27 protein-coding genes and 1 other annotated feature are annotated in these 26,425 nt (G+C 45.2%); of the genes, 14 read left to right on the forward strand and 13 right to left on the reverse strand.

Annotation, left to right across the window (positions count from 1 at the left end):
• Nucleotides 1-29: 29 nt before the first annotated feature.
• Complete coding sequence (gene tyrS, locus AC4CV5_RS01525) at nucleotides 30-1,271, reverse strand: tyrosine--tRNA ligase (RefSeq protein WP_490921987.1); 1,242 nt, start codon at nucleotides 1,269-1,271, stop codon at nucleotides 30-32.
• 41 nt (nucleotides 1,272-1,312) lie between these two features.
• Nucleotides 1,313-1,525, reverse strand: a binding site (T-box leader).
• Nucleotides 1,520-2,035: a tyrZ transcriptional regulator YwaE gene (gene ywaE, locus AC4CV5_RS01530; RefSeq protein ID WP_490921988.1), complete on the reverse strand. Its 516-nt coding sequence runs from the start codon at nucleotides 2,033-2,035 to the stop codon at nucleotides 1,520-1,522. Its footprint overlaps the feature before it by 6 nt.
• Nucleotides 2,036-2,184: 149 nt before the next feature.
• Between ywaE and AC4CV5_RS01535 the strand changes: the two genes are divergently transcribed.
• The gene (locus AC4CV5_RS01535) at nucleotides 2,185-2,898 is read left to right on the forward strand and encodes a YwaF family protein (RefSeq protein WP_326222335.1); all 714 of its coding nucleotides are present in this window, start codon (nucleotides 2,185-2,187) and stop codon (nucleotides 2,896-2,898) included.
• Nucleotides 2,899-3,008: 110 nt separating this feature from the next.
• The gene (locus AC4CV5_RS01540) at nucleotides 3,009-3,869 is read left to right on the forward strand and encodes a glycosyltransferase family 8 protein (RefSeq protein WP_166846845.1); all 861 of its coding nucleotides are present in this window, start codon (nucleotides 3,009-3,011) and stop codon (nucleotides 3,867-3,869) included.
• Nucleotides 3,870-3,920: 51 nt separating this feature from the next.
• Here the strand turns inward: AC4CV5_RS01540 and sacY are convergent, their stop codons facing one another.
• From sacY to epr, 3 genes are all read right to left on the reverse strand, one after another.
• Nucleotides 3,921-4,763 carry a transcription antiterminator SacY gene (gene sacY, locus AC4CV5_RS01545; protein ID WP_166846848.1) on the reverse strand — a complete coding sequence of 281 codons (843 nt, stop codon included), beginning with the start codon at nucleotides 4,761-4,763 and terminating at the stop codon, nucleotides 3,921-3,923.
• Between the two features lie 53 nt (nucleotides 4,764-4,816).
• A complete protein-coding gene (gene sacX / locus AC4CV5_RS01550) occupies nucleotides 4,817-6,196 on the reverse strand; it encodes a SacY negative regulator SacX (RefSeq protein ID WP_222142272.1) in 1,380 nt (459 codons plus the stop codon).
• 448 nt (nucleotides 6,197-6,644) lie between these two features.
• A complete protein-coding gene (epr, locus tag AC4CV5_RS01555) occupies nucleotides 6,645-8,582 on the reverse strand; it encodes a minor protease Epr (RefSeq protein ID WP_490921989.1) in 1,938 nt (645 codons plus the stop codon).
• A 225-nt stretch (nucleotides 8,583-8,807) separates the two neighbouring features.
• Here epr and celB point away from each other — a divergent pair, with 225 nt between their 5' ends.
• Nucleotides 8,808-10,142, forward strand: a complete 1,335-nt coding sequence (celB, locus tag AC4CV5_RS01560) for a PTS cellobiose transporter subunit IIC (RefSeq protein ID WP_490921990.1) — start codon at nucleotides 8,808-8,810, stop codon at nucleotides 10,140-10,142.
• A 70-nt stretch (nucleotides 10,143-10,212) separates the two neighbouring features.
• Nucleotides 10,213-10,890 (forward strand): DUF2711 domain-containing protein, encoded by a 678-nt coding sequence (locus AC4CV5_RS01565; RefSeq protein ID WP_490921991.1) that lies wholly within the window; start codon nucleotides 10,213-10,215, stop codon nucleotides 10,888-10,890.
• Nucleotides 10,891-10,928: 38 nt separating this feature from the next.
• Here AC4CV5_RS01565 and glxA read toward each other — a convergent pair whose 3' ends face one another.
• Nucleotides 10,929-11,309: a glyoxalase GlxA gene (gene glxA, locus AC4CV5_RS01570; RefSeq protein WP_003236077.1), complete on the reverse strand. Its 381-nt coding sequence runs from the start codon at nucleotides 11,307-11,309 to the stop codon at nucleotides 10,929-10,931.
• 120 nt (nucleotides 11,310-11,429) lie between these two features.
• Here glxA and AC4CV5_RS01575 point away from each other — a divergent pair, with 120 nt between their 5' ends.
• Nucleotides 11,430-12,617 carry a class I SAM-dependent rRNA methyltransferase gene (locus tag AC4CV5_RS01575; RefSeq protein ID WP_373922813.1) on the forward strand — a complete coding sequence of 396 codons (1,188 nt, stop codon included), beginning with the start codon at nucleotides 11,430-11,432 and terminating at the stop codon, nucleotides 12,615-12,617.
• A gap of 34 nt (nucleotides 12,618-12,651) precedes the next feature.
• Here the strand turns inward: AC4CV5_RS01575 and AC4CV5_RS01580 are convergent, their stop codons facing one another.
• The 4 genes from AC4CV5_RS01580 to AC4CV5_RS01595 all read right to left on the reverse strand — a co-directional run bounded on the left by AC4CV5_RS01580 (nucleotide 12,652) and on the right by AC4CV5_RS01595 (nucleotide 15,238).
• A complete protein-coding gene (locus AC4CV5_RS01580) occupies nucleotides 12,652-12,849 on the reverse strand; it encodes a YwbE family protein (protein WP_003236073.1) in 198 nt (65 codons plus the stop codon).
• Between the two features lie 34 nt (nucleotides 12,850-12,883).
• Nucleotides 12,884-14,086 carry an MFS transporter gene (locus tag AC4CV5_RS01585; RefSeq protein ID WP_490921992.1) on the reverse strand — a complete coding sequence of 401 codons (1,203 nt, stop codon included), beginning with the start codon at nucleotides 14,084-14,086 and terminating at the stop codon, nucleotides 12,884-12,886.
• A gap of 106 nt (nucleotides 14,087-14,192) precedes the next feature.
• Nucleotides 14,193-14,870 (reverse strand): CidB/LrgB family autolysis modulator, encoded by a 678-nt coding sequence (locus AC4CV5_RS01590; RefSeq protein WP_326222328.1) that lies wholly within the window; start codon nucleotides 14,868-14,870, stop codon nucleotides 14,193-14,195.
• Entirely contained in the window at nucleotides 14,852-15,238 is a 387-nt protein-coding gene (locus AC4CV5_RS01595) for a CidA/LrgA family holin-like protein (protein WP_222142266.1), read from the reverse strand. Before AC4CV5_RS01595 ends, AC4CV5_RS01590 begins: the two co-directional genes overlap by 19 nt.
• A gap of 105 nt (nucleotides 15,239-15,343) precedes the next feature.
• On the opposite strand from AC4CV5_RS01595, the gene cidR reads away from it, so the two are divergent.
• The 7 genes from cidR (at nucleotide 15,344) to AC4CV5_RS01630 (ending at nucleotide 22,455) form a co-directional block, all read left to right on the forward strand.
• Nucleotides 15,344-16,249, forward strand: a complete 906-nt coding sequence (cidR, locus tag AC4CV5_RS01600; RefSeq protein ID WP_166846870.1) for a cidABC operon transcriptional activator CidR — start codon at nucleotides 15,344-15,346, stop codon at nucleotides 16,247-16,249.
• Nucleotides 16,250-16,256: 7 nt separating this feature from the next.
• Nucleotides 16,257-17,075 (forward strand): hydroxyethylthiazole kinase, encoded by an 819-nt coding sequence (thiM, locus tag AC4CV5_RS01605; protein ID WP_166846873.1) that lies wholly within the window; start codon nucleotides 16,257-16,259, stop codon nucleotides 17,073-17,075.
• Nucleotides 17,072-17,740 carry a thiamine phosphate synthase gene (thiE, locus tag AC4CV5_RS01610; protein WP_166846877.1) on the forward strand — a complete coding sequence of 223 codons (669 nt, stop codon included), beginning with the start codon at nucleotides 17,072-17,074 and terminating at the stop codon, nucleotides 17,738-17,740. The genes thiM and thiE overlap by 4 nt, the downstream gene beginning before the upstream one ends.
• Nucleotides 17,741-17,895: 155 nt before the next feature.
• Nucleotides 17,896-19,341 (forward strand): ferrous ion permease EfeU, encoded by a 1,446-nt coding sequence (efeU, locus tag AC4CV5_RS01615; protein ID WP_326222327.1) that lies wholly within the window; start codon nucleotides 17,896-17,898, stop codon nucleotides 19,339-19,341.
• The gene (gene efeO, locus AC4CV5_RS01620) at nucleotides 19,338-20,495 is read left to right on the forward strand and encodes an iron uptake system protein EfeO (RefSeq protein ID WP_490921993.1); all 1,158 of its coding nucleotides are present in this window, start codon (nucleotides 19,338-19,340) and stop codon (nucleotides 20,493-20,495) included. The genes efeU and efeO overlap by 4 nt, the downstream gene beginning before the upstream one ends.
• An 18-nt stretch (nucleotides 20,496-20,513) precedes the next feature.
• A complete protein-coding gene (gene efeB, locus AC4CV5_RS01625; RefSeq protein WP_490921994.1) occupies nucleotides 20,514-21,764 on the forward strand; it encodes an iron uptake transporter deferrochelatase/peroxidase subunit in 1,251 nt (416 codons plus the stop codon).
• 88 nt (nucleotides 21,765-21,852) lie between these two features.
• Nucleotides 21,853-22,455 (forward strand): DsbA family oxidoreductase, encoded by a 603-nt coding sequence (locus AC4CV5_RS01630; RefSeq protein ID WP_003236051.1) that lies wholly within the window; start codon nucleotides 21,853-21,855, stop codon nucleotides 22,453-22,455.
• Nucleotides 22,456-22,484: 29 nt separating this feature from the next.
• On the opposite strand, the gene AC4CV5_RS01635 is transcribed toward AC4CV5_RS01630, so the two are convergent.
• The 3 genes from AC4CV5_RS01635 to slrA all read right to left on the reverse strand — a co-directional run bounded on the left by AC4CV5_RS01635 (nucleotide 22,485) and on the right by slrA (nucleotide 24,932).
• Nucleotides 22,485-24,026, reverse strand: a complete 1,542-nt coding sequence (locus AC4CV5_RS01635; protein ID WP_490921995.1) for a solute symporter family protein — start codon at nucleotides 24,024-24,026, stop codon at nucleotides 22,485-22,487.
• Entirely contained in the window at nucleotides 24,023-24,331 is a 309-nt protein-coding gene (locus tag AC4CV5_RS01640) for a DUF485 domain-containing protein (protein ID WP_166846890.1), read from the reverse strand. Before AC4CV5_RS01640 ends, AC4CV5_RS01635 begins: the two co-directional genes overlap by 4 nt.
• Before the next feature lie 442 nt (nucleotides 24,332-24,773).
• Entirely contained in the window at nucleotides 24,774-24,932 is a 159-nt protein-coding gene (gene slrA / locus AC4CV5_RS01645; RefSeq protein ID WP_003236045.1) for a transcriptional regulator SlrA, read from the reverse strand.
• Between the two features lie 350 nt (nucleotides 24,933-25,282).
• On the opposite strand from slrA, the gene AC4CV5_RS01650 reads away from it, so the two are divergent.
• Both AC4CV5_RS01650 and AC4CV5_RS01655 read left to right on the forward strand, forming a co-directional pair.
• On the forward strand, nucleotides 25,283-25,954 hold the full coding sequence (locus AC4CV5_RS01650) for a TetR/AcrR family transcriptional regulator (RefSeq protein ID WP_166846893.1): 672 nt from the start codon (nucleotides 25,283-25,285) through the stop codon (nucleotides 25,952-25,954).
• Nucleotides 25,955-25,971: 17 nt separating this feature from the next.
• A complete protein-coding gene (locus AC4CV5_RS01655) occupies nucleotides 25,972-26,355 on the forward strand; it encodes a GtrA family protein (protein WP_166854570.1) in 384 nt (127 codons plus the stop codon).
• Nucleotides 26,356-26,425: the final 70 nt, after the last annotated feature.

Here is a 26,425-nt window from a genome sequence, read left to right on the forward strand (position 1 = left end):
AAGGGTCATAAGCGTTTTGGGATATCAATCTATTGGAGTTTTAAAAACTTGCGTTTGCCGACTTGGATGATCATATTCTCTTTTATCTCCGCATTGGCGTGAATATCTGTTATTTTCTCTCCGTCAATTCGGACACCGCCGTTTTGAAGCATGCGGCGTGCCTCGCTCTTCGAAGAGAGGAGCTCTAATGTGACGAGCAGATCGACAATCGATAATGTTTTCTCGCCTTCCCATTGGACAGCCGGAATATCATCAGGCAGGCTGTTTTCCTGAAAGACTGTTTTAAACGAGTGTTCGGCAGCTTCAGCCGCTTCGGCTCCGTGATACATTCGGACGATTGTTTTGGCTAAAAGCATTTTGGCATCCCGCGGATGAACAGCGCCGGTTTCTAGGTCTTTCACGAGCTGTTTTTTCTCCTCAAGCTCTAAGTCCGTTGCCAATTGGATGTACTTTTTCATCAGGCTGTCGGGCAGTGACATCGTTTTTCCGTACATGTCATTTGGATGTTCATCAATGCCGATGTAGTTATTTTTTGACTTCGACATTTTTTCAACCCCGTCTAAGCCTTCCAAGAGCGGCATAAGGATGACGACTTGTTTTTCTTTGTTGTATCGTTCTTGGAAATGCCGCCCCATCAGCACATTGAAATGCTGGTCTGTCCCGCCTAATTCAATATCGCTTTCGAGAACGACGGAATCGTATCCCTGCATCAACGGGTAAAAGAATTCATGAAGCGAGATCGGTTTTTGCATGGCAATTCGTTCTTCAAAATCGTCGCGTTCCATCAGGCGGGCTACCGTTATTTTGCCTGCCAATTCAATGACATCTTCCAGATTCAATGTTTTCAGCCATTTCGAGTTGTAGTGAAGCTCGATTTTTTCTGGATCCAGAACTTTCCCGAATTGCTCAAAGTATGTTTTGGCGTTGTGCTGAACTTCTTCATCAGTCAGCTGCTTTCTGGCTGCCGATTTTCCGGTCGGATCACCGATTTTTCCTGTGAAATCCCCTATTAACAGCTGGACAATGTGGCCGTTTTCTTGAAATTGGCGAAGCTTGTTTAACACAACTGTATGGCCCAAATGTACATCCGGTGCAGATGGATCTAATCCGAGCTTAATTTTAAGCGGTGTGCCTGTGAAAACGGATTTGACGAGCTTGGCCTTTAATTCCTCCGGCGGTATGACCTCATGGGCGCCAGTCATGTATAGCTGAAGCTGTCTTTCGACTTCTTTTTGCTGTGCTGCTGTGAGCTGCTCAATTGTTTTCATCATTCTTCCTCCTTTTTTAGAAACACAAAAAAGAGCCCATCCCGAAAAGGGACGTGGCTCAATGCACGCGGTACCACCCTGGTTGAAGACATCGTCTTCCGCTCATTCGAATAACGGTTTCCCGTTCTTTGCTACTAAGGTTCACAAAGAAAGCTCGGGGAGGTAATTCACATTTGCCTGTGCGCCGGCTCGCACCTTCCGCCGGCTCTCTGAAACAGGGAGACAAACCGCTACTGGATTCCCGTCAAAGCTTATGTTGTATGAAGATTTTCAGCTACCTTTCTAAGCAGCTCTGTCAATGTTTTCTGTTCGTCCTTCGTCATACCCGCAATGAGCTCTGTTTCCCCTTTGTGAAACTCCGGGTAGAGCTCTTCGATCGCTTGTTTTCCGGAATCGGTGATGGAGACAAACACGAGCCGTCGATCTCTTGTGTCGATGCTTTTGCTGCAAAAATTCTTTCTTTCGAGCGTTTTGATCACGTTGCTTGCTGTAGCTGTTGAAATGCCTGACAGCTCAGCAATTTTTCTCGTTTCGAGCGCCCCCCATACCCATAGATCATAAAGGATGGAGAAAGCGGTCCAAGAAAGGCTATAGGAAGAAAGAACCTCAGTCTCCATTTTGACACGGAGCTTTTGCGCAGACCGATACAGGTTCGTCGCAATCGATATGGCTTCCAGGTTGAGTGACTCAACGGGCATTTGTTTAAGCTTAGAAAGTGTGTCATGTTCTTCTTTCCGAAGCTGCTGATGTTGATAGGAACGTTCCATTTTTTAGGCCTGCCTTAAATTATCAGAATCATTAGCTATGAAATGAATTGTAACAGAGACCTATTTGAACTTCAAGCCTATATATCGGTTGAATAAAAAAGGCCCCCACAGCACCAAAATAAACAAAAACTCGCAAACGGGGTGCAATCTTGCAAAAATATGTTCAATCCGTCTATAAACATGATCCATTTCACCTTTTTTCAGCAGAGCATGTGGTAACGTTAGCGATCATCGCTCTTTTGGCCATTCTGTTGTTTCTGTTCCGCGAGGCAGTCAAGCGGCCTAAGGTCAGCCGGTTTTTGCGTTATTTGTTTGTGTTTCTGTTGCTTGGTTCGCAAATCGGTTATCAAATATGGATGATCGCCACGGGCAGGTGGTCGGTGCGCACTTCATTGCCTCTCCAGCTTAGTGACCTGTCGGTGTATTTGTCGGCCATCCTGCTGTTGACCAACAGCAGGAAGCTGTTTGTATTTCTATACTTTGTCGGCATCGGCAGTTCGATTCAGGCGCTTGCTACTCCTGATCTCGGTATGTTTTCATTTCCGCATATCCGATATATCCTCTTTTTTATTTCGCACGGGTCCGTATTTTTGTCCTGTCTGCTGATGGCGATAATTGGGACATATAAACTGAGACAGCGTTCTTTATGGGGGACGGTCCTCATTGTCAATGTGTACGGCGTCTGCATTTATCTGCTAGATCGGTGGCTTGGCGCGAATTACATGTATTTAACGAAAAAGCCGGGCGGATCCTCTCTATTGGATGTTCTCGGACCGTGGCCGTGGTATATCGCCTCGGCTGAAGCCATAACGATCGCCAGCTTTTACATTCTTTTTTGGCTTTATCGCATGTTCAAAAAATGACACCTTTTTTGTTGTATAGCACATTCTGTTAAAAAAAATATCGAAGAATAGTGTTTAATTTTCTGAAATCGGGAATGTAACTTGTACAACACAAAGGGAGATGAATACCATTGAAGAAAGATGAAATTATGCATATCGTGTCATGCGCAGATGATAATTATGCTCGTCATTTAGGTGGGATGTTCGTTTCTTTATTGACAAATATGGATCAGGAGAGAGAAATAAAATTATATGTCATTGATGGCGGAATTAAGCCTGATAACAAAAAAAGACTGGAAGAAACCACGTTGAAATTCGGCGTTCCGATTGAGTACTTGGAAGTAGATACCAATATGTATGAACATGCGGTAGAGAGCAGCCATATTACAAAAGCGGCGTATTACCGCATTTCGATTCCTGACTTAATTAAGGATGAGAGCATCAAACGAATGATTTATATCGATTGTGATGCGATTATCCTTGAGGATATTTCGAAACTGTGGGACTTGGATATTGCTCCATATACGGTTGCTGCTGTTGAGGATGCGGGGCAGCATGAACGCCTGAAAGAAATGAACGTCACTGATACAGGTAAGTATTTTAATTCAGGTATCATGATTATTGATTTTGAATCTTGGAGAAAGCAAAACATCACAGAAAAAGTCATCAACTTTATCAATGAAAACCCGTCTGAAGACTTTCTTGTGCTGCACGACCAAGATGCATTGAATGCGATCTTGTATGATCAGTGGTATGAACTTCATCCGCGCTGGAACGCTCAAACCTATATCATCTTAAAACAAAAAACGCCTGCGACGCTGTTAGGCCAGAAGCTTTATAGAGAAACAAGAGAGAACCCGGCCATTGTCCACTTCTGCGGCGGAGAAAAGCCTTGGAATTCAAATACGAAACACCCGTATCGCGATCAGTATTTCCATTACATGTCGTACACGAAGTGGAATACGATCAGCAATCCGGCGATCAACCAATAAATTGAATATAAAAACGCTTTTGATCATCTCAAAAGCGTTTTTTTGTTTGCCTCAGCGTGCGACTGACCGTTGGTAAAACCGCTGAATATGCATGGCGATATAGCACAATTCTTTTTCAGGAAACTCAAAGCCGTATTCCTTCTTCACAAATGTGCCGATGCTTAGGGCACACAGGAAGGCATCCTTAAACTTCTCTTTAATAATGTCGATCATTTCTGCATCCAGCTCGTAAATGGATTCACCCGCTTTGATATGCTGAATGGCGAAGCGGAGATGGGTCACAAGCCGTTCATAAGAGATGGTATCTTCAACAATGTTGATCGACAGCTGAATTTCAATAATCTCGATAATATCACGGATCATTGTTGTAATATCAAGCGTCTGTGTCATATCACCGGCATTGTTTCTTGCTGTGTGGATGTGCATGGCGATATTGCCGATTTCATCATCAGGAATGTGAATCCCCAGTTTATCTTTAATCAGCGCTCTGGCCCACAATCCGATCTGGAATTCCTTCGGATAAAGGACTTTGATCTCATTCAGCAGCGGATTTTTAATGACCATCCCATTGCTCAGGCGTTCAATCGCAAAAGAAAGATGATCTGAAAAAGCGACGTGAATGCGCTCGTTGATTTTAATGTTCAGCTCTTTTTCGGCATGGGAGATAATTTGCTCAGAAATCTGAATATGGTCTTCCGGCAATGTTTCTAAAATCTCTTCGAACTGCTTATAGTCAGCTGTATCTTTTCTGACAAAGGTTTTTTCAATTTTTGAAGGATCGACAATATCATTCTTCTTTTTGTCGAACGCAATTCCTGCACCTAAGAGAATCTTCTCTTCATTTTGATCCTTTACGACGATAGCATTATGATTTAAGATTCTTTTAATTTTCATAGCTTTTTTGTCCTTTCATCCCCCGTTTTATGAATGAAATCGAATAAAACCAGTTATTCTGTCTCTTCTTTAAACCCGAGAAACAATGTAGCTATAAAAGCAGAGACGGCTGCGATCAAAAAACCGATCATATAATGAACAAAATTGGCGGCGCCAAATGGCAGCACGATTGAAATCATCGGAATGCCTGTCAGCCCGTAGGAATTTGACACGACATGTACCGCAACCACATATGCTCCGCCAATAGCGCCGCCGATGGCAGCTCCGATAAAGGGACGGATCAGTTTGACATTAACCCCGAATACAATCGGCTCTACAATCCCTAAAAACGCGGTCAGGGAAGCAGGGAGCGCGATTTTCTTCAGGCTTGATTGTTTCGTTTTAAAGAAAACTGCAAGCCCCGCTCCGCCTTGAGCCACATTCGCCATCGACCATATCGGCACTAAAAAGTTCACGCCGACATGCGGATCAGCAAGCAGCGTTGCTTCAATTGCATAAAAGCTATGATGCAAGCCAGATAGAACGATGGTGGAGTAGATGCCGCCGAACAGGGCTCCGGCAGCAATGCCGGCGTGATCATAGATATAGACAATCGACTGTGTCATGATCTGGCCGATGATGGACGCGGCGGGATTCATCACAATCAGCGCAAGGCACCCTGTCATCATGACCGTAATAAAAGGAATGATGACGACATCGAGCGACTTCGGCACAATCGATTTTAACAGCTTCTCGATTTGGCTCATGACATAAACGGAGAGAAGAATTGGAATAATGGAGCCCTGATAGCCCATCATTGGAATATGCAGCCCCCAGATGTCTAAGGAAGCGGGGGTTTTGCTGCCGAGCATAGACGGGTCCAGCAAATCAGGATGCGTCAAAAGCCCTGCTATCACTGCCCCTAAATAGGGATTGCTGCCAAATTGCCGTGCGGCACTGAAGCCGACCAAAATCGGCAGCAAAATAAAGGCTGTGCTGGACACGAGGTCGAGCACTTTGATCCATGGGCTGTCGGCTGCGAACCAGTGAAACACCTTAATCATGCCGATCAGCCCCATGAGAAGGCCGCTTGCTGTAATTGCCGGGATAATCGGCACAAAAATATCAGACAGTGTTTTAGCAAATGCAGCGACAGGATTCAGCTTCCCTCTGGCCTTTTTCTGTTGAACAGGCTCTTCAGAAGGCGCGGCCTCCCACACGTGAACGACTTCTTTATATATTTTGTTGACGACGCCTGCTCCAAAGATAATCTGGAATAACCCATATCGGAAAAAGGTGCCCTGCACACCTTGCAGATTTTCAATGGCATGTATATTTATTTTCGTCTCGTCTTTTACCTCAAAACGAAGACGGGTTGTACAATGGCTGATGCTGATAATATTGCTTTTTCCTCCTGCGAGGAGCAATAATTCTTTTGCAATCTCTTTTTGCAAGCAATCAAAACCTCCTTTGCTGAAGAAAAGTCGGCTTGTTCATCGTATCAAATGAAAAGTTGACAATCAAAATGAAAAAAGTGAGAAATACCGGCTGAAAATGGGAAAAACGTGCAAGGACAACAAAAAATGCCCGCGTCGGTGACGGAGCATTAGAATAGGGATTGTCCATGGCGCCGTGATGAGCCCAACACGAAAAGAAGAGTTAAAATGCCCTGCTTTTTTAGGCACTAATACTCCCTTTGCATCATTGGGTCTTGCCTGCCTGCCAGTCACAATCCCTCCATATGTGGTGATAACTGTAATAACGTTCATTTTATGCTGTTCATGGCTGGATAGCAATAGTAGGAAAAGCCTGTGCGTTTAATGGGAAAAAGGTTGTGTTTGGTGTTTTTTGTAATGGAAAAAGCCTGTGGGACCTAGAATACAAGTCTTACAGGCTTTTTGGTTACTTTTTCGGTTTGACGGCATTCAGCCGTTTTTGCAGCTTTGTTTTTTCATTGGATGCTTTTAATTGATTGACTGCAGACTGAGCGGATGTCTTTGATTTTTTTGTTTTGTCTTTTTCCGCTTTCTTCACTTTTGCTTTAGCAGTTTCGACTTTTTTTGCTTCGGCTGCCGCCACTTTTTTCTTCACTTTGTCTAACCGTTTTTGCAATGCCGTTTTGTCTTTGCCTGATTGAAGCTGATTGACTGCTGATTGTGCTTTTGCCGCATTTGCATCAGTTGATTTCTTTTCAGCTGCAGATACGCATTGTTTAGCTGTTTTCAAATTGGCGCTTTTCACTTTATTAAGGCGTGTCTGCAGGGACGTTTTTTTTGAACCTGCCGGCAGCTTGCTCACTGCTGATTGTGCACTGTCGACATCTGTTTTCTTTTTGCTTTTTTCCGCTTTCGCTACTTTCTCTTTCGCCTGCTTTGACGCGATGTAGCGTTTTACTTGGTCTAAGCGTTTTTGCAGGTTCTTTCTATCTGTTCCATTCGGCAGCTTGTTAATGGAAGCTTGTGCTGTATCAACAGATTGATGTGTTTTATACTTTTCTGCCTTTGCGACTTTGTCTTTCGCATCTTTTACATTTCTGTAGGACTGTACTTTATCAAGTCTTTTTTTCAAGGCCGTTTTGGCGTCAGAATCCGGCAGCTGGCTGACGAGTTTTCTCGCTATGTCAATATCGGCTTGTGTTTTTGTTTGTTCCGCTTTTTTCACCGCTTGTTCTGCCGCCGCGTACGCTGAATCTGTGGCCGGCGCTTTATACTGGATTAATCCGTAGCCAAATTGCAGATCGCGGCCTGCGGTTCCAAGATCAACGATATGTTTTTGCATATCTGCGCGAAGCTGCACGTTTGTCTCGGCAGGATCACGCTGTTTTAACAAAGCAAACATGGCAGCGGCGTGCGGTGTCGCTTGGGATGTTCCGCTTCCAGTTGCATAATATTGGTGTAAATATGTGCTCGTGATGTTTGTTCCCGGCGCCGAAAATTCAACTTCATCTCCAGTAGTTGAGAAGGAGGCAAGCTGGTTCTTTTCGTTTGTCGCTGAAACCGCCACGACACTGCTGTATGCCGCCGGATAGTTTACAGGCTTGCCGTTCCCGTCGTTCCCGCTTGCAGCAACGAGCAGAACGCCTTGTTCATATGCTTTGTCCACGGCGTCATGAAGGATTTTGCTGTCTGACGTCGTGCCAAGGCTCATATTGATGATGTCCATCCCATGGGTGATTGACCAGTCGATTCCTTGGAGAAGGCCTTGAAGATCCCCCGAGCCGTTCTGATCAAGCGCTTTAACCGCGTAAACTTGTGCTTCCGGTGCGATGCCGTCAATTCCGTAGCCGTTATGCTTGGCTCCGATAATCCCTGCGACATGTGTTCCGTGGCCGTTATCATCTTTGTAAGAAGAGGTATAACTGACAGCTGAATACCCGCCGGCAATCGACAGGTCATCGTGGGGGGAGATTCCGCTGTCAATGACTGCAATTTTGACGTTTTTACCTGTCAGTCCTGCCTTCCAAGCCTGTTTCCCCTGAATGGGCTCAAGGTTCCATTGCTCGAAGTTGTCAGAGGTGTCAGTGCCGTCTGACAGCACTTTGAAATCTGTGTTGCCTGCTGCAGTGAATGAGACGTTGTTTTCAACGTACAAAATATCAGGATCCTGTTTTAATTCTTTTACTGTCTCCTGATCTGCTGTGACCGCTACCGCAGGAAGATGTTTATACTGCTGTTCAACCTCAGCATCGCTGTCCAGAACGGTTTCCTTTCCAGCCTTATTTTTATAAACCACAATAACCTCTTTCTCGCTGCTGTTTTGCGCATGCGCGAAAGGGCCTATGGCGAGAAAACTGAAAAACAGAGTGACTGATACAACAAGTTTGCAAGACATGTTTTTCATGATTTATCTCCTTTTTCTATGATGTTTGATATATATATCGGAGAAAAAAGAGAGTTTGACAGTAAGGAGGAAAAATATTTTCATGGACAGGATTGTTCAGTCCATACAGATTTTTTCCGCAGGAAGAGGAAATTTTCTAAATGAATTTGTAAGCGTTTTCAAAATAAGATAAAGAAAACATTGCGAAGGTTGTTCACAAAGCAATGAGAAAAGGGGGCTTTTCAGATGAGCGCATTCACTCGGGTGATGGAAGAAAAAATTATGCCTGTCGCTGGGAAAATTGCCGGGCAGAGGCATCTCAGCGCTTTGCGTGACGGAATTATCCTGACCATGCCGCTGATTATTATCGGATCTGTCTTTTTGATTTTAACGAGCCTGCCGATTCCGGGTTATGCTGATTTCATGACGAGTGTGTTTGGGAAAGAGTGGGCGGATAAGCTCGGTTATCCCGTTAATGCTTCATTTGATATTATGGCGATGATCGCCGCTTTTGGAATCGCCTATCGTCTTGCGGAAAGCTATGGTGTCGATGCCCTTTCTGCCGGCGCGATATCAATTGCCGCATTTCTACTGGCAACGCCGTTTGAGGTGCCGTTTACGCCGGACGGCTCAACGGAATCCATCATGGTCGGGGGCGGAATCCCGATCACACTGCTTGGTAGCAAGGGTTTATTTGTCGCCATGCTGATCGCTTTGTTTTCAACTGAAATCTATCGGTACATTATTCAAAAAAATATCGTCTTTAAAATGCCAGACGGGGTGCCGCCTGCGGTAAGCAAATCATTTGTCGCGCTGATTCCCGGCTTTATCATTGTGTTTCTAGTGTGGCTGGCACGTCTTCTGATTGAAATGACCCCTTTTCAGAGCCTGCACAATGTCGTAGGAGACCTGCTTGGCACACCGCTTTCCATTCTTGGCGGCAGTCTGGGCGGCAGCCTGATCGCTGAATTTGTGCAGATGCTGCTTTGGTCGTGCGGGATTCACGGAGCTTCAATCATTGGCGGAATCATGGCGCCGATTTGGTACGGCGCGATGGATGCCAACCGTCTCGCGTTTCAGGCGGGCGAGGCGCTGCCTAGTATTTTTACGACTCAGTTTTTTCAAATTTGGATTAATGTCGGTGGAAGCGGTGCGACGCTGGCGCTTGTTCTGACAATGCTTGTGCGCTCCCGGAGCAAACAAATGAAGCAGCTTGGCCGACTAGGGATTGGCCCTGCGCTATTTAATATCAACGAGCCGATCATTTTCGGCATGCCGATTGTCATGAACCCGCTCCTCATTGTTCCTTTTATCATCGCACCACTCCTCACGATAACAGCGACTTATATCGGCATGAGCACCGGACTGGTGGCAAGGCCGGCCGGAATCGCCGTGCCATGGACGATGCCGCCGCTCATATCAGGCTATCTGGCCACAGGCGGAAAGGTATCGGGTGCCGTTATGCAGCTGGTGAACCTGCTCATTACATGTGCTATCTACTATCCGTTTTTAAGAATTTGGGATCATCAAAAATGGAAGGAAGAGAGTGCGGTTGAATCTGGGGGTAAGAATGTTTCGTGATGTAACGTAAAAGGGCTGATGGTCTTCTAACAACTATAAGTAAATGTTAGAATATGTAAAGGAGGTGCGCATGCTAGATTACATATGGTTAGAAGACGAATCACCAATCTTAAAACAAATACCAGTCGAATATACATCAGCTGCTATTTTATTTTCTCCTTTTATTCAAATGCCTGAAGGATGGGAAAAAGCAAAGAGAAAAAATGATTATGAGCATATCTATCCAAATGATGAGGAAATAAGGGAAAAAGGCAAAGCTGTTTCATGGAAGAAGGTTATGTCCTCTTGCGGCTTTCAAACACATGCTGAGCTGGCGCTTGCTTTAATGACGTCGATAGGCGCCTTAAGGGACGAGTGCGCGAGAGAGGATTTGGCTGAGGTTTTACATGCAAACATAAATGGAGACCTCTATTATCCCAGTGAGGATCATATTTCGAATTTTCATATTCCGAGTTTGGTAAAAGTGTTTGGTGCGAATGGATCCAATCGGTTTTATTACTCAGAACCGATTGTGGATAACAGCGGCTTTTTGGACATAACTAAGGCTAACTTGCAGACGATACTTGATGAAGCCGCCGCAGAGCTCATTTTGACTGATGAGAAAATGGACTTTGTGTTTATGAGTGTATATGACTCATTCATTAATGTTTTTTTAGCGAAAGACGAAAACATCAATGACTTGGTTCAGCGTATGGGCTGGGAAGCCATGATTTGCGATGAGTCAGCGTATATCAGATGGTATAGATAAAAAAAGAACGTACATCACAAAATGTACGTTCTTTATTTTTAACGCTGAAAGAACTCAATCCACTCGCCATCAGGACCTTCGATATAGAAGTAACGGTACCCGTTTGGTAGAGTTGTGATCTCTTCGTCGATAAATTTCGCGTTCATTCTTTCCGCTTTTGTATATTCAGCCGCGATGTCATCTGTCAGCAGGGCAATGTGGTGCACTTTTCCTTCGACGGGAAGCTCGCTGCTATAGCCTTGAATCAATTCGATTTCTGTTTCCGGGCCGTCTTCAAAGCCAAGAAAAGCAAGCTCGATTACACCGTTCGTGTGTGTGATGCGATCCTTCAATTTCATGCCGAGAACCTCTTCATAAAATGTGATGGACGCGTTGATATCCCTTACCATAATGCCTGTATGGTCAATTCGTTTTGCCATGCTGCTCCTCCTCGTAACTCTTTTTGTCTATCGTAGAAAAACCTTTCCTTTCTGTCAATGCAGACATCTCGGCGTTTTGTGGTACGATAAGAGAAAGCAAACAGAAAGAGGACGAAATATATGAAGCTACTCACCCTAAAGAAAGCACATGCTGCAAAAATCAAAAAAGGCTATCCGCTCATCGATAAGGAAGCTCTCGCAGGGAGTGCGGGGCACGTGAAAGAAGGAGACCTCGTTGATATCGTGTCAGAGAGCGGCGAGTTTCTCGCGCGGGGCTATTTCGGCCTGCAAAACAAAGGGGTCGGCTGGACGCTTACCCGCAATAAACAAGAACAGATTGACCAAGCCTTTTTTCTCAGCAAATTATCAAAAGCGGTCCAAGCGCGCGCCAAACTATTCGCCGCCCAAGATACAACGGCATTCCGCCTGTTCAATGGTGAGGGCGACGGGGTCGGCGGCGTCACGATCGACTATTATGGCGGCTACCTGCTGATTCAATGGTACAGCAAAGGCATTTACACCTTTAAAGACATGCTGATTTCCGCTTTGGATGAACTGGATCTTGATTATAAAGCGATTTATGAGAAAAAACGCTTCGACACGGCTGGACAATACGTTGAAGATGATGACTTCGTGAAAGGGAAAAGAGGCGAGTTCCCGATTATCGTTCAGGAAAATGGCATTCAATACGCGGTGGATCTGAATGAAGGCGCCATGACGGGCATCTTTTTGGATCAGAGACATGTGCGCAAGGCGATCAGAGACCGATATGCAAAAGGAAAAACAGTGTTAAACACGTTTTCTTATACGGGTGCATTCTCCGTGGCAGCGGCGCTTGGCGGAGCGGAGAAAACAACAAGCGTGGACGTGGCAAACCGGAGCATGGCCAAAACGATCGAGCAATTCAGCGTGAACAAGCTTGATTACGAGGCACACGACATTAAAGTGATGGACGTGTTTAACTATTTTTCGTATGCGGCGAAAAAGGATCTGCGCTTTGATCTGATTATTCTCGATCCGCCTTCCTTTGCACGTACAAAAAAACGCACCTTCAGCGCGGCCAAGGATTATAAAAATCTGCTGAAGGAAACGATCGCCATCACAGCTGACAAGGGTGTTATCGTTGCTTCCACAAACAGCAGCGCCTTCGGCATGAAGAAATTCAAAGGTTTTATCGATGCCGCCTTTAAAGAAACAAATGAACGCTACACCATTATTGAGGAATTTACGTTGCCGGAAGATTTCAAAACGATTTCGGCGTTTCCGGAAGGCAACTACCTAAAAGTAGTTTTTCTGCAGAAAAAATAAAGCAAAAAGCTGCCCTGTTCAGGAGCAGCTTTTTTTATGTAGAAATGATTTGCTGGACGCGGCCGATGCGGCCATCTTCAAGCCGGACTTTAATGCCGTGAGGATGAAAGCTTGATTTCGTCAAAATATCCTTCACTGTCCCTCTCGTCAATTTTCCTGTTTTTTGATCTGCTTTCAATACAATATCCACCTGTAATCCTTTTGAAATGCTGCTTCGCTCTTGCCCGTTCATAGCGCACATCCTTCCTTTTTGTTCATTATAGTCATTATGGTTTAAAAGTAACAGCCGGCTGATGAACTGTATTTTTGTTTTTTTCAGCCTTCATTAAATATAATGTCAGCCCAAAGCCTGCTATGCTCAGAATGCCAAAAAGCAAGTAGACTGCGAAAATGGACACGTAGTCAAAAATGTACCCGCCCGCAAATGTACAGAACCAGTTGCCGAATCCATTGCCGATGGCCGCGTACATGGTTAACGCCGTCGCCTCAACATGGCTTGGAGTGATTTTTTTCACGTATTGAAGCGCCGCCGGGATAAATAAACCGATGGCCACTCCTTGAAGAAAGACCGTCGCATAAATGATCCATAAAGAAGGTGCTGTGAAATAGAGCGCCCACCTGAATAATGAGACCCCGCCTGAAAGCATAATGACATTGAGCAGGCCCATTTTATCTATAAATGTTTGGGCGAATCGCATAAATGGAATTTCCGAAATCACGCCGATGAAAAATAAAATGCCGATAGCTGAAAGTGACGCGCCGCTTTTGTCCAGAAAAAGACTGAAATACGTATTGTTCGCTAAGTTTGGAGCAAATGTCGTAAAGGTGATGATCATAAAGATGAGGAACGATTTGTTGCTGATAAGCTCCCGGAATCCTTTGCGGATATTGACCTTTGTTTTGGTTTTCTGCTGGCCGGGCATTTGAGAGGCCAATATGGCGGCCATGCACAGAAAGCCACAGCCAAAGATAAAGATCACATGAATGGGGTAAAGCTGATTCGTCAACTGTCCCATGGCAAACACTGCGACCCCAAAGCCGAGTGAACCAAACAGGCGGATTCCGCCGTAGTTGCCGTTTGTTTCTTGTGTGTACCTTAGTGAAATGCTGTCCGATAATGGAATAATCGTGCTTTGAAATGCTGCAAAACAGGCTGCAATCAAAATAAACAGGGGAAAGCTGTCAAATGCAATATAGCCTAATCCAATGATACCTGTGATTGATGTGCAAACCGCCAGCAGGCTTTTCGTTTTTTGCGTATAGTCGCTCAGCATACCCCAAAACGGCTGGAAAAAGATCATTACAATCGGGCCGAGTGACATAATCAAGCCGACTTGTGAGCCGCTTAAATGCTGTTCCTTTGTTAAATACATGCTGAGCAGGGGAATGATACTCCCTGTGCCCAGAAAAGCAAACAAATAAAATCCTTTTAACGCGGCGTAATGCCGCCTCACCTGCAAGTTGTGCATGGGGTGCCTCCTTTGGTATCCGCAAATTCCATTATATTGGAATTCGCCAGCTTTTCAATAAGGGATAGCACATAAAAAAAACTGCCCTTGAGAGGACAGTTTTTTCTTACATAAATGATAGTAACAACGGCGCTGCGCAAAGTGTCATAATCGCAGCTAAGATCATTGACACGCTGGATATCGTACCGGACACAGAGCTAAGTTCAAATGCTTTTGACGTTCCCGCTCCGTGTGCGCTTGTGCCGAGCAGCACGCCCCGCGCAATTTCATTATCAATGCGGAAATAGCGGATGACCATCGGGCCGATTACTGTGCCTAACAAAGCGGTCAAAATCACAAACACGGCTGTGACGGCAGGCATTCCGCCGATCATTTCCGATACGTTCATTGCGATCGGTGTTGTCACTGATCTCGGGACGAGGCTATCAATTAAGCCGGTGCCGAGGTGAAGCCATTTCGCAATAAGAGCGGTTGAAATAATCGCGATGCATGAACCGACGGCCACGTTCAAAATAATTTCCACTGCGTATTTCTTTAAAACAGGGAAATATTTATATAGCGGGATCGCGAATGCCACGGTAGCCGGCTGAAGCATATCGGTCAGCAATTCGCCGCCGAGATTATATGACTCGTACGGGACATTCACCAGCAGCAGCAGACCGACTAACACAGCGGGCGTCACCAATAGCGGCGACGTATAGACACGCGGAAAACGTTGATATACTTTTTTTGCTCCTACATACACCAAAACCGTTAAAAACAAACTTACAATTCCGATGAACACGTATGCTTTTTCTCCTTTCTTTTTGCAATGATTTGTGTAAGCGTTCCTGTAGACACCATCACGACAAACGTGCTGATGATGACAACAAGAAGAATGCTGACACCAAATTTCGACATAATGTCTCCGTATTCAATCACTCCGACGGCAGACGGGATAAAAAATAAAAGCAGCTCCCCGAGAAGCCACGCTGCGCCAAGCTCTATCCATTCAAGCTTGATGATCTTAAAGTGTAATAATGTGAAAAGAATCACAATCCCAATTATACTGCCGGGAATATTTATATGAAGAAGGGCTGTCACCGAATTAATCAGCCGAGCAAATATAAATAACAGAGCGATTTGAATAACGGTTAGCAACAGTTTTTTCATATTGATGCCTCCCTTATATTCATATTGTACATAAGGTCTCGCTATAGGTAAAATATATATAAAGAATAATAAGTATTCCTTTTGTCTATAGAAAGGGTGAAGTACATGGATATCCGCCATTTAACATATTTTCTGGAAGTCGCCCGTTTAAAAAGTTTTACGAAGGCTTCCCAATCCCTATATGTTTCTCAGCCAACGATATCAAAAATGATCAAAAATTTAGAAGAAGAGCTCGGGATTGAACTGTTTTACCGCAACGGCAGGCAGGTGGAACTGACTGACGCCGGCCAGAGCATGTATGTACAGGCGCAAGAAATTATTAAATCATTTCAAAACCTGACGTCAGAATTAAATGATATTATGGAGGTCAAGAAAGGACACGTGCGGATTGGACTGCCGCCGATGATTGGATCGGGATTTTTCCCGAGAGTGCTCGGCGATTTTCGTGAAAACTATCCGAATATCACCTTTCAGCTAGTCGAAGACGGTTCTATAAAAGTCCAAGAAGGTGTCGGGGACGGTTCACTTGATATCGGCGTTGTCGTTCTTCCCGCAAACGAAAACATCTATCATTCGTTTACAATCGTAAAAGAAACCTTAATGCTTGTCGTTCACCCTTCCCACCGGCTGGCAGACGAAAAAGAGTGCAGGCTGCGTGAGCTGAAGGACGAGCCTTTTATTTTCTTCAGGGAGGATTTTGTCCTGCACAATCGAATTATGACGGAATGTATCAAGGCTGGATTCCGGCCCCATATCATTTATGAAACCTCACAATGGGATTTTATCAGTGAGATGGTGTCAGCCAACCTCGGAATCGGGCTTTTGCCGGAGCGAATCTGCCGTGGGCTTGACCCGGAAAAAGTGAAAGTCATTCCGCTTGTCGATCCGGTTATCCCTTGGCACCTCGCCATTATTTGGAGAAAAGACCGCTACTTGTCCTTTGCGGCCAGAGCTTGGCTCGAACATACGAAATCTTATTTATGGGACCCGAAAAAAGAGAGTAAAGGATGATGCAAACATGGATGCACAATCAGCAGCAAAATGCCTTACTGCTGTCCGCCAGCATAGCCCTCTGGTGCACAGCATAACCAATAATGTCGTAACGAATTTTACAGCAAACGGCCTGCTCGCCCTCGGTGCATCACCCGTTATGGCATATGCGAAAGAAGAGGTCGCCGACATGGCGAAGATTGCGGGTGCACTTGTATTAAATATCGGAACACTGAGCAAGGAATCAGTCGAAGCGATGATCATTGCGGGAAAATCAGCCAATGAACATGGCGTCCCTGTCATTCTTGATCCTGTCGGTGCCGGCTCAACACTGTTCCGCACTGAATCGGCGCGTGACATCATTCGTGAGGTGCGCCTCTCTGCAATCAGAGGAAATGCTGCGGAAATTGCCCATACCGTCGGCGTGAACGATTGGCTGATCAAAGGCGTTGATGCGGGAGAAGGCGGAGGCGACATCATCCGGCTGGCCCAGCAGGCGGCACAAAAACTAAACACGGTTATTGCGATTACTGGAGAAGTTGATGTCATAGCCGACACATCAAACGTATATACCCTTCATAACGGCCACAAGCTGCTGACGAAAGTGACAGGCGCCGGCTGCTTGCTGACATCTGTTGTCGGTGCGTTTTGCGCTGTGGAAAAAAATCCATTGTTTGCGGCTATTGCTGCCATTTCTTCGTATGGGGTCGCAGCTCAGCTTGCCGCGCAGCAAACAGCTGACAAAGGTCCGGGAAGCTTTCAGATTGAATTGTTGAACAAGCTTTCATCTGTTACTGAACAAGACGTCCAAGAACTGGCGACAATAGAAAGGGTGACTGTCTCATGACACGTATTTCTCGGGAAATGATGAAAGAGTTATTATCTGTTTACTTCATTATGGGGTCAAACAATACGACAGCCGACCCTGTCACAGTCGTACAAAAAGCGTTAAAAGGTGGCGCCACTCTGTACCAGTTTCGTGAAAAGGGCGGGGATGCGCTGACAGGAGAGGCACGGATTGAATTTGCTAAAAAAGTGCAAGAAGCCTGCCGTGAAGCCGGGGTTCCTTTCATTGTCAATGATGATGTGGAGCTGGCTCTGAAATTGAAGGCTGACGGTATCCATATCGGCCAGGAAGACGCGAACGCAAAAGAAGTAAGAGACGCTATAGGTAATATGATTCTTGGCGTTTCCACCCATACAATGTCTGAGGTGAAGCAAGCCGAAGAAGATGGCGCGGATTATGTCGGACTCGGGCCAATCTACCCGACAGAAACGAAAAAGGATACGAGAGCTGTGCAAGGTGTATCTCTTATCGAAGCGGTCCGCCGCCAAGGCATCGATATTCCAATTGTCGGCATCGGCGGCATCACAATCGAAAATGCCGCACCTGTTATCCAAGCGGGGGCCGATGGTGTCAGTATGATCAGCGCGATCAGTCAGGCGGAGGATCCAGAGGATGCCGCACGCAAGTTTCATGAAGAAATTCAAACGTATAAAACAGGAAGATAAACGTTCTTCTTCCTACAAAAGACTGTTCTATAAAGGACAGTCTTTTTGCGTTATATCAAGGTTTTTAGACCTTCAAATTTTAATTGACAAAGAACAGGAACTGGCTATGATTATGTTATACAATGATAATCATTTTCAGTTATAGGAGGAGCATGATGACTCGGGGGCTGGCACTTATTTTATTCAGCTTGTTGATGGTTTGCAGTTCTGCGGTACATGCGGAAGACGATCCGATTGCTGCGCTGATTCAATTAAACAAGCAAATGATCGAATCCATAAAAGACGGAGATATGGACTCGGCACAACAAACGTTTGAAACATTCAAGGCAAAGTGGAAAAAAGAAGAACCTTCTATTAAGAAGGAAAACCTTTCTTCCCACAGCAAAATGGACTCGAATATCGCGATGATTTCTCTTTCTTTCATCAATCAAGACACAGACAAGCTCAAAACACAGCTTGAAGAGCTTTCTTCTCATTTAGAAACCTATCAGCAGGGTGTCGTGCTGAAAAAGACATCCTCGGGTCAATCAAGGGCGTCCTTAACAGCCTATATACAAAGCTTGAAAGACACAAAACAGTTAATAGAAAAAAGCCAATTGGATGAAGCGTCATCAGCAATCGACAATTTAATTACATCCTGGCTCGCTGTTGAGGGAGACGTCGTTTCCCAATCGAAAGAAGCCTATACGAGATCAGAGGAAAATCTGGCGCTGATGAAGGCTGAGATCGGCAGCCATCCCGAAAAGGTATCAAAGCAAATTGACGAAATGATTCAATTGCTCGAGCCGATCGCTTCAAGCAGCTACAGCTGGTGGGATGCGGCGCTGATCCCGATTCGTGAAGGGATGGAGGCCCTGCTAGTCATCGGAGCGCTTTTAACCATGACAAAGAAAGCCCTTGTTACGCGTTCCTCGGCATGGATCTGGAGCGGGGCGTCCGCCGGCATGGCTGTGTCCTTGGCAGCCGGCATCGGTGTCACGCTACTGTTTTCCTCCAGTGTATTCGGAGAAAACAATTTCTTGCTTGGCGGGGTCACCGGCGTACTGTCCGCAGTCATGCTTTTGTATGTCGGAGTATGGCTGCATAGAAATGCCTCAATGGATAAATGGAGAGAAAAAATCAATATCCAGAAGTCACAGGCACTGAAAAAACGAAGCCTGCTTTCCTTTGCGCTCATTGCATTTCTGGCAGTTGTAAGAGAAGGGCTCGAAACAGTCATCTTTTTCATCGGACTTGTTGGGAAGCTTCCGCTCACTGAACTGATCGGCGGAACTGCCGCGGGGCTTATCGTCCTCGTCATCGTCGGTGTTCTGATGATCAAGCTCGGAATGCGTATTCCATTGAAACCGTTTTTCCTTCTGTCCATGGCTGTCGTCCTGTATATGTGCGTGAAATTTCTCGGAACAGGCGTTCACAGCCTGCAGCTAGCGGGCATTCTCCCGTCTGATGCAGAAAGCTGGCTGCCGTCTGTATCGGTGCTTGGAATTTATCCGTCCGTGTACAGCACGATTCCACAATTGCTGATTTTACTCTTTTTACTGATTGCGCTTGTCTCAGAAGCGGCAAAACATTTTACAAACGGAAAGGAACTGACAAAATGAATTTTACAAAAATCGCTGTATCAGCCGGATGTATCCTTGCACTGTGCGCAGGCTGCGGAGCCAATGACACATCCTCAACCAAAGAAAAAGCTTCAGCTGAAAAAAGCGGGGTCAGCAAAAAGATCACTGCATCCGTAGATAAAATGGAAACCATCATTTCCAAGCTGAATGATTCAGCTGAAAAAGGCGACCAAAAAGAGATTGAAAAGAAGGGGAAAGAGTTAAACAGCTACTGGCTTTCCTTTGAAAATGATATTCGCAGCGACTATCCGTTCGAATATACAGAGATCGAAAAGCACCTTCAGCCCATCTACACAGAGGCTCAGAAAGACAAACCGGATACTGACAAAATCAAGAGAGAATCCGAGTCACTGAAAGCATCCTTAGAAGACCTGACAGAAGCGAAGAAGAGCAGCAAAAAGGCAAGTGATCAGCTGGCAAAAGCAGCGGATGAGTATAAAGGCTATGTCAAAGAGCAGAGCGATCAGCTTGTAAAAGCAACTGAAGCATTTACAAGCGCTGTGAAATCCGGCGATATCGAAAAGTCTAAAACATTATATGGGAAAGCACGTGTTTATTACGAGCGAATCGAACCGATCGCTGAAAGCCTCGGAGATCTTGATCCGAAAATTGACGCCCGTGAAAACGATGTAGAAGAAGGGGACAAATGGACAGGTTTCCATAAACTTGAGAAAGCCATTTGGAAGGATCAAGATATTTCCGGGGAAAAGGCAACGGCTGACCAACTTCTCAAGGATGTAAAAGAGCTTGACGGTTCAATTGAATCGCTGAAATTAACACCTGAACAAATTGTAGCAGGCGCGATGGAACTTCTAAACGAAGCCGGCATTTCGAAAATAACGGGAGAAGAAGAGCGCTACTCACGAATCGATTTAGTCGACCTCATGGCGAATGTGGAAGGCTCCGAGGCAGTTTATCAAACAGTAAAAAGCGCGCTTGTTAAAGATCACTCTGACCTGACGGAAAAACTGGATACGGAGTTCAGCGAATTCGAAGTTTTAATGGCAAAATATAAAACAAATGATCAGTCCTATACGTCTTATGATAAATTAAGTGAAGATCAAATCAGAGAGCTGAGCACAAAGCTGACGACTCTTTCTGAAACCATGTCGAAGATTGCGAATGTACTATAAAAGGAGTTTTGTAACAGCATGAGCGATGAACAAAAAAAGCCTGAACAAATTCATAGACGGGACATCCTAAAATGGGGAGCGATGGCAGGTGCGGCCGTTGCGATCGGTGCCAGCGGACTTAGCGGTCTCGCTCCGCTTGTTCAGACCGCGGCTAAGTCATCAAGTGAGGATGAAAAAGAGGATGAGCAGGTCGTTCCGTTTTACGGAAAGCATCAGGCCGGAATCACAACTGCCCATCAAACGTATGTCTATTTTGCTGCGCTGGATGTAACAGCAAAAGAGAAGAGCGACATCATTACATTATTCAGAAACTGGACAAGCCTGACACAGATGCTGACGTCAGGAAAGAAAATGTCAGCTGAGCAGAAAAATCAATATTTGCCGCCGCAGGATACAGGTGAATCCGCTGATTTATCCCCTTCCAACTTAACGGTCACATTCGGATTCGGGCCTGGCTTTTTTGAAAAAGACGGAAAGGACCGCTTCGGCCTGAAAAACAAAAAACCGAAGTACCTTGCCGCTCTTCCAGCAATGCCGAATGACAATCTGGATGAAAAACAGGGAGGCGGAGACATCTGCATTCAAGTATGCGCAGACGATGAACAAGTGGCGTTTCACGCGCTGAGAAACCTGCTGAATCAAGCGATCGGCACCTGTGAGGTCCGCTTTGTGAACAAAGGCTTTTTAAGCGGGGGAAAAAATGGTGAAACGCCGCGCAACCTCTTCGGGTTTAAAGATGGAACAGGCAACCAGAGCACGAAGGATGATACCTTGATGAACTCGATCGTGTGGATTCAGTCCGGTGAGCCTGACTGGATGACGGGCGGCACCTATATGGCTTTTCGGAAAATCAAAATGTTCCTTGAGATATGGGACCGGTCTTCCCTCAAGGACCAAGAGGATACCTTCGGCCGCAGAAAAAGCTCGGGGGCACCTTTCGGTCAGAAAAAGGAAACAGATCCCGTGAAGCTGAATCAAATCCCGTCAAATTCACACGTCAGCCTTGCGAAATCTACGGGAAAACAAATTTTGCGAAGAGCTTTCTCTTACACGGAAGGACTTAATCCGAAAACAGGCTATATGGATGCGGGTCTCCTGTTTATCAGCTTTCAAAAAAATCCCGACAATCAGTTCATCCCCATGCTGAAGGCCCTTTCGGCAAAGGATGCGTTAAACGAATATACGCAAACAATCGGTTCTGCTTTATATGCATGCCCAGGCGGCTGCAAAAAAGGAGAATATATTGCCCAGCGTTTGCTGGAATCATAAAAGAAGCCTTTATCGGCTTCTTTTTTAAAAAACAGTTGTAACTTTTATTGTTACAGTTTAAAATCAATCTATACGAAAGGAGATTATCATGACAGTACACATTAAAGTTTATTCAGATTACGTCTGCCCATTTTGTTTCATAGGAAAAGCCGCTTTTGAAGAAGCGATAAAAGGAAAGGATGTTGACGTCGAGTGGATGCCTTTTGAACTGCGACCAAGCCCATCTCCACAGCTTGACCCGGTCAATGACCCTTCCAAGCAGTACATGTGGCAGACATCCATTCAGCCAATGGCGGACAAACTAGGAGTCGAGATCAATTTTCCAAACGTCTCGCCTCATCCATATACAGATCTGGCGTTTGAAGGCTTCCACTTTGCAAAGGAATACAATAAAGGACATGAATACAACACCCGTGTCTTTCAAGCGTTTTTCCAAGAGGGCCAAAATATCGGCGACATTGACATCTTGACGAAGCTTGCTGAGGAAGTGGGACTAGACGGAGCCTCATTCAAATCCGCACTGGAATCAAGAACATATCAGGACGTACAGCGCCAAGCCTTAAAGCACGCCTATGAAGAGGCTGACATCACAGCCGTTCCAACTTTTATCATTGGCGACACTGTCATTCCGGGAGCAGCCGGCAAGGACGTATTTGAAAAAGCAATTTCTGACGAACAGCAGAAAAAGTAAGAAAAAGCTCTCTATACAAGAGAGCTTTTTTACTCCTGCTCCATATGAATGCCAGTATGTGCCTTCACCTGTATTTCTGCAAACGTATCTTCATCGACCGTTTTATTTGACGACAGCACTGTTCCGAGCCATGCACCGAGGAAGCCGAGCGGGATGGAAATAATGCCCGGATTAGAAAGTGAAATAAGCGGATCGCCTGTAAAAATAGCACCTCCGGACGGATCCCACACACTAGGGCTTATCGACACTAGCACAAGCGCGCTGATCAGGCCTGTCAGGCTGCCCCACAAAGCGCCTGTAGCATTAAATCTCTTCCAGAAGACCGTAAACACAATCAGCGGGAGATTTGCGCTGGCCGCTACCGCAAATGCAAGTGCGACAAGGAATGCCACATTTAAGGACTGTGCAAAAATCGCAAGGAGAATCGAGAGCACCGACACGGCGACAGAAGCCCACCTGGCCGCTTTCATCTGTTCTCTTTCAGTTGCTTCTCCCTTTCTGATAATCTGGCTGTAGATATCATGGGCAAATGCTGAGGCGGCAGACAGCACCAATCCTGTCACGACAGCTAAAATGGTAGCAAAGGCGATGGCTGACACAAACGCGAACAGAAAATCTCCCCCGAGCGCTTTTGCTAAAAGCGGAGCCGCCATATTTCCCGCTGGATCAGCCGCCGTAATCGCGTCAAAACCGACAAACGCAGCAGCGCCAAAGCCGAGAAATACCGTCATAATGTAAAACACACCGATAATCCATGTCGCTGATACAACGGATGTCCGGGCCGTCTTGGCATCCTTAACGGTATAAAACCGGATCAAAATATGCGGAAGCCCGGCAGTTCCCAGCACGAGTGCCAAGTTTAACGACAAGGTCTCTAGCGGCACCTTGTACTTATTTCCGGGATTTAAGAAATCAGCGCCAAGCGGCGTCGCTGTTTTCATCTGCTCAAACATGGTATTGAGGTTAAAGCCGAATTTCGAAAACACGATGATCGAAATCACGAGTGTGCCGGCCATCAGTAAAACCGCTTTTATAATTTGTACCCAGCTTGTCGCGATCATGCCGCCAAACACGACATAAATGGTCATCAGCACCCCGACGATGAGAACCGCCATAGTATAATCCAGCCCTAGAAGCAGTTTGATCAGCGCGCCCGCCCCCACGAGCTGGGCAATCATATAAAAAGTACAGATGGCAATGGTATTCAGAGCCGCGACGCCGCGGATTTTCTTTTCTTTAAAACGAGCCGCAATCATGTCCGCCATCGTATACTTCCCAAGATTCCGAAGCGGTTCCGCCACGATGTACAAGACAACGAGATAAGCCACCAGAAAACCGATGCTGTAAAAGAATCCATCAAATCCATATAAAGCAATCATTCCGGCAATCCCGAGAAACGAGGCCGCGGACATGTAGTCGCCGGCAATTGCCAGTCCATTCTGAACACCGGTGAGACCGCCGCCCGCTGTATAAAACTCACTCGTCGTTTTCGTCTTCTTCGCGGCAAAATACGTGATAATAAGCGTCAGGCCGACAATCGCTAAAAATAATAGAAAAGCAGTCATATTCATGTCTGTTCACCCTTCAGATCTGCCTTTAAAGCGCTTGCATACCGATCGAAATGTGCCGCCCTTCGGGAATACACGGTACTCAGGATCCAGGTCATGGCGAATTGGGCGATGGCAAACAGCCAAGCCCATGAAACAGCTCCAATGGCCGGCGCATTCAAAAAGGTGAAATAAGACGTCAAAACAGGAAGTGAAAAATAAAAGACAAAAAAGAAAATCGCAGAAGGAACAATAAAAGCGCGTTTCTGCTTTAAAAAAGCTTGAAAAGACGGCGTTGCAGCAATCTGTTTGTAATCAGCTTTGTACATGGATTTCCTCCTTTTATTCGCTAAACGTAAGCAAAAAGGTACACCAATAGGTATGTACTGAAAGTCTGATTTATGCTGAATAACATCTGGAGGATGAAAAAAGAAGGAAGTCGTGAAGAGGTGAACATAACGGTATAAAGACAGGCGAAGGTTTTCCAGCTCGGCCGCGTTACGCGAGTTTGCTATCAAAACCTCACCGAATGCAGCTTGTTCTCTGCAAAAGCTGCTGTTTACCAGAGCCCGGTTAATAGATGTTCGCATCACCTCTTTATGACAATGCATGTGCCAAGAGGTGACCGCATCACCGGCTGTCTGTCGTATGTTAGCTGACACACCGTTTGTCCTCAAGCTCGGGCGCAGCAATCGCTTTCGAATAGAGGATATGGTGAAAACTCAGATCAGATGATAGAAAAGCCAGAGGTAATAGATCCGCCTGCTCGGATTAGTCTTGGCGGACGGTTTTTTTGTGGTTATTCTTTCTCAATGCTGTCTCAGATTCTAAAAACTGCCTCACATCACGAATGCCTAACCCAATGGATCTAGCTTCTTGTATTAACATATGCCAATCTTTGTCCAAATCTTTTTTAACATGAGTTTTCATAGTAACCTCCAATTGTATAAAATGTTTCCTGCAACATGCGGGCCATAAGGCGAGCCGGCGCGATGATGAGGCGAGTACAACAAATTTCACACATAGTTGCTCGGTGTTCACAAACTGAAGGAAAAACCACCTACCTATTCCCTAAAAAAATGACTAATATAACCAATGAATCTTATTTATAATAATAAACAATTAAATACTGACTGGATAGTATGCAAATGAAAATAAATCATTCAGCCTATTAAAAATGACCCCGGGGTAACCGAATAGCACAAGCTTTCAAAGAAATAAATACCGCTAAAGATTGATCCGTTGTAAGATAAGGGTAATCATATCGCCTGGAGAAAAATATGAAAAAAAACAAATTTCAAATGAAAAGAGAAGCAACATTTGAAAGTTTTATAGACGCTGGCTTGAATTTGTTGATTGACCGAGCGTATGATCCGGTTTCTGTAGAGGACATCAGCAGAGCGGCCGGATACAGCAAAGGAGCGTTTTATGTTCATTTTGTCAGCAAGGAGGATTTTCTGCAGCATCTTCTCGAAAAACGCCAGATGAAAAAAGCGATCATCGTAGGGTATCTTGATCAAATGGAGCAAATCTCAGTGAAACCGCTGACATTGGACGAGGCTTCAAAACATGCCGCAGAGCTGCTTTATTCCTATTACATAAATAAGCCGTCGTGGGAGATTACCTCATTTGCCATGAATATGCCGACGTATAAAGTCCTTCAGAAATGCAAGGCCTATGTTCGGCTGTACGAATTGTGGGTGGAAGAAAATGCATTATATATTAAGTGGCTGAAGGAGAGAAAGCTCATTGACGCCTGTATTGATCCGGAATATACGGCTAAAATAATATGTGCAGTGCTCGACGGAATCATCAAACAATCGTATGTATTGGACAAGCCTGCCACATTCCGCAGCTTTTTAGACGCACTATCGGTTTTCATTACTCCAGAAAGAGAGCATGTGAGGCCAAGAATTTTGAAAAGTTTTTCAGAAAGCGAGGAACATCAGTGAAGTATAGAGAAATGATTATGTATATCATTATGGGGGTTTTCACAACCATTGTGAACATCGCCAGCTTTTATATATTGGTAGAGATCATAAATATGGATTACAAAGCCGCTACTGTCGCCGCTTGGATTTTGTCCGTGCTGTTTGCTTACATAACAAATAAATTATATGTATTTCAGCAAAAAACACATGACCTGCAAAGCCTGATGAAAGAGATCACAGCCTTCTTCAGCGTTCGGGTCCTGTCTCTTGGCATAGATTTAGGCATGATGATCATTCTTGTCGGCCAGTTCAATACAAATGAAACATTGGCCAAAATACTAGACAACGCGGTCATTGTTGTCGTCAACTATGCCGCAAGCAAATGGCTTGTCTTTAAAAAGACAAAAGAAGAAGGGGTATGACAGGGAACAGCAGCATATGATCTATCGTTTTCGCTGAGGAAATAAGGGGAAGTAAAAAAATAAAAACCAT

The sequence above is a fragment of the Bacillus sp. NS1 genome (assembly GCF_058248265.1).

Bases quoted from the DNA above. Each gene is read 5' to 3' on its own strand.
- tyrS (WP_490921987.1), bottom strand. From the start codon at position 1,271: ATGATGAAAACAATTGAGCAGCTCACAGCAGCACAGCAAAAAGAAGTC.
- ywaE (WP_490921988.1), bottom strand. From the start codon at position 2,035: ATGGAACGTTCCTATCAACATCAGCAGCTTCGGAAAGAAGAACATGAC.
- sacY (WP_166846848.1), bottom strand. From the start codon at position 4,763: ATGAAAATTAAAAGAATCTTAAATCATAATGCTATCGTCGTAAAGGAT.
- epr (WP_490921989.1), bottom strand. From the start codon at position 8,582: ATGAAAAACATGTCTTGCAAACTTGTTGTATCAGTCACTCTGTTTTTC.
- celB (WP_490921990.1), top strand. From the start codon at position 8,808: ATGAGCGCATTCACTCGGGTGATGGAAGAAAAAATTATGCCTGTCGCT.
- AC4CV5_RS01565 (WP_490921991.1), top strand. From the start codon at position 10,213: ATGCTAGATTACATATGGTTAGAAGACGAATCACCAATCTTAAAACAA.
- glxA (WP_003236077.1), bottom strand. From the start codon at position 11,309: ATGGCAAAACGAATTGACCATACAGGCATTATGGTAAGGGATATCAAC.
- AC4CV5_RS01575 (WP_373922813.1), top strand. From the start codon at position 11,430: ATGAAGCTACTCACCCTAAAGAAAGCACATGCTGCAAAAATCAAAAAA.
- AC4CV5_RS01580 (WP_003236073.1), bottom strand. From the start codon at position 12,849: ATGAACGGGCAAGAGCGAAGCAGCATTTCAAAAGGATTACAGGTGGAT.
- AC4CV5_RS01585 (WP_490921992.1), bottom strand. From the start codon at position 14,086: ATGCACAACTTGCAGGTGAGGCGGCATTACGCCGCGTTAAAAGGATTT.
- AC4CV5_RS01595 (WP_222142266.1), bottom strand. From the start codon at position 15,238: ATGAAAAAACTGTTGCTAACCGTTATTCAAATCGCTCTGTTATTTATA.
- cidR (WP_166846870.1), top strand. From the start codon at position 15,344: ATGGATATCCGCCATTTAACATATTTTCTGGAAGTCGCCCGTTTAAAA.
- thiM (WP_166846873.1), top strand. From the start codon at position 16,257: ATGGATGCACAATCAGCAGCAAAATGCCTTACTGCTGTCCGCCAGCAT.
- thiE (WP_166846877.1), top strand. From the start codon at position 17,072: ATGACACGTATTTCTCGGGAAATGATGAAAGAGTTATTATCTGTTTAC.
- efeU (WP_326222327.1), top strand. From the start codon at position 17,896: ATGACTCGGGGGCTGGCACTTATTTTATTCAGCTTGTTGATGGTTTGC.
- efeO (WP_490921993.1), top strand. From the start codon at position 19,338: ATGAATTTTACAAAAATCGCTGTATCAGCCGGATGTATCCTTGCACTG.
- efeB (WP_490921994.1), top strand. From the start codon at position 20,514: ATGAGCGATGAACAAAAAAAGCCTGAACAAATTCATAGACGGGACATC.
- AC4CV5_RS01630 (WP_003236051.1), top strand. From the start codon at position 21,853: ATGACAGTACACATTAAAGTTTATTCAGATTACGTCTGCCCATTTTGT.
- AC4CV5_RS01635 (WP_490921995.1), bottom strand. From the start codon at position 24,026: ATGAATATGACTGCTTTTCTATTATTTTTAGCGATTGTCGGCCTGACG.
- AC4CV5_RS01640 (WP_166846890.1), bottom strand. From the start codon at position 24,331: ATGTACAAAGCTGATTACAAACAGATTGCTGCAACGCCGTCTTTTCAA.
- slrA (WP_003236045.1), bottom strand. From the start codon at position 24,932: ATGAAAACTCATGTTAAAAAAGATTTGGACAAAGATTGGCATATGTTA.
- AC4CV5_RS01650 (WP_166846893.1), top strand. From the start codon at position 25,283: ATGAAAAAAAACAAATTTCAAATGAAAAGAGAAGCAACATTTGAAAGT.
- AC4CV5_RS01655 (WP_166854570.1), top strand. From the start codon at position 25,972: ATGTATATCATTATGGGGGTTTTCACAACCATTGTGAACATCGCCAGC.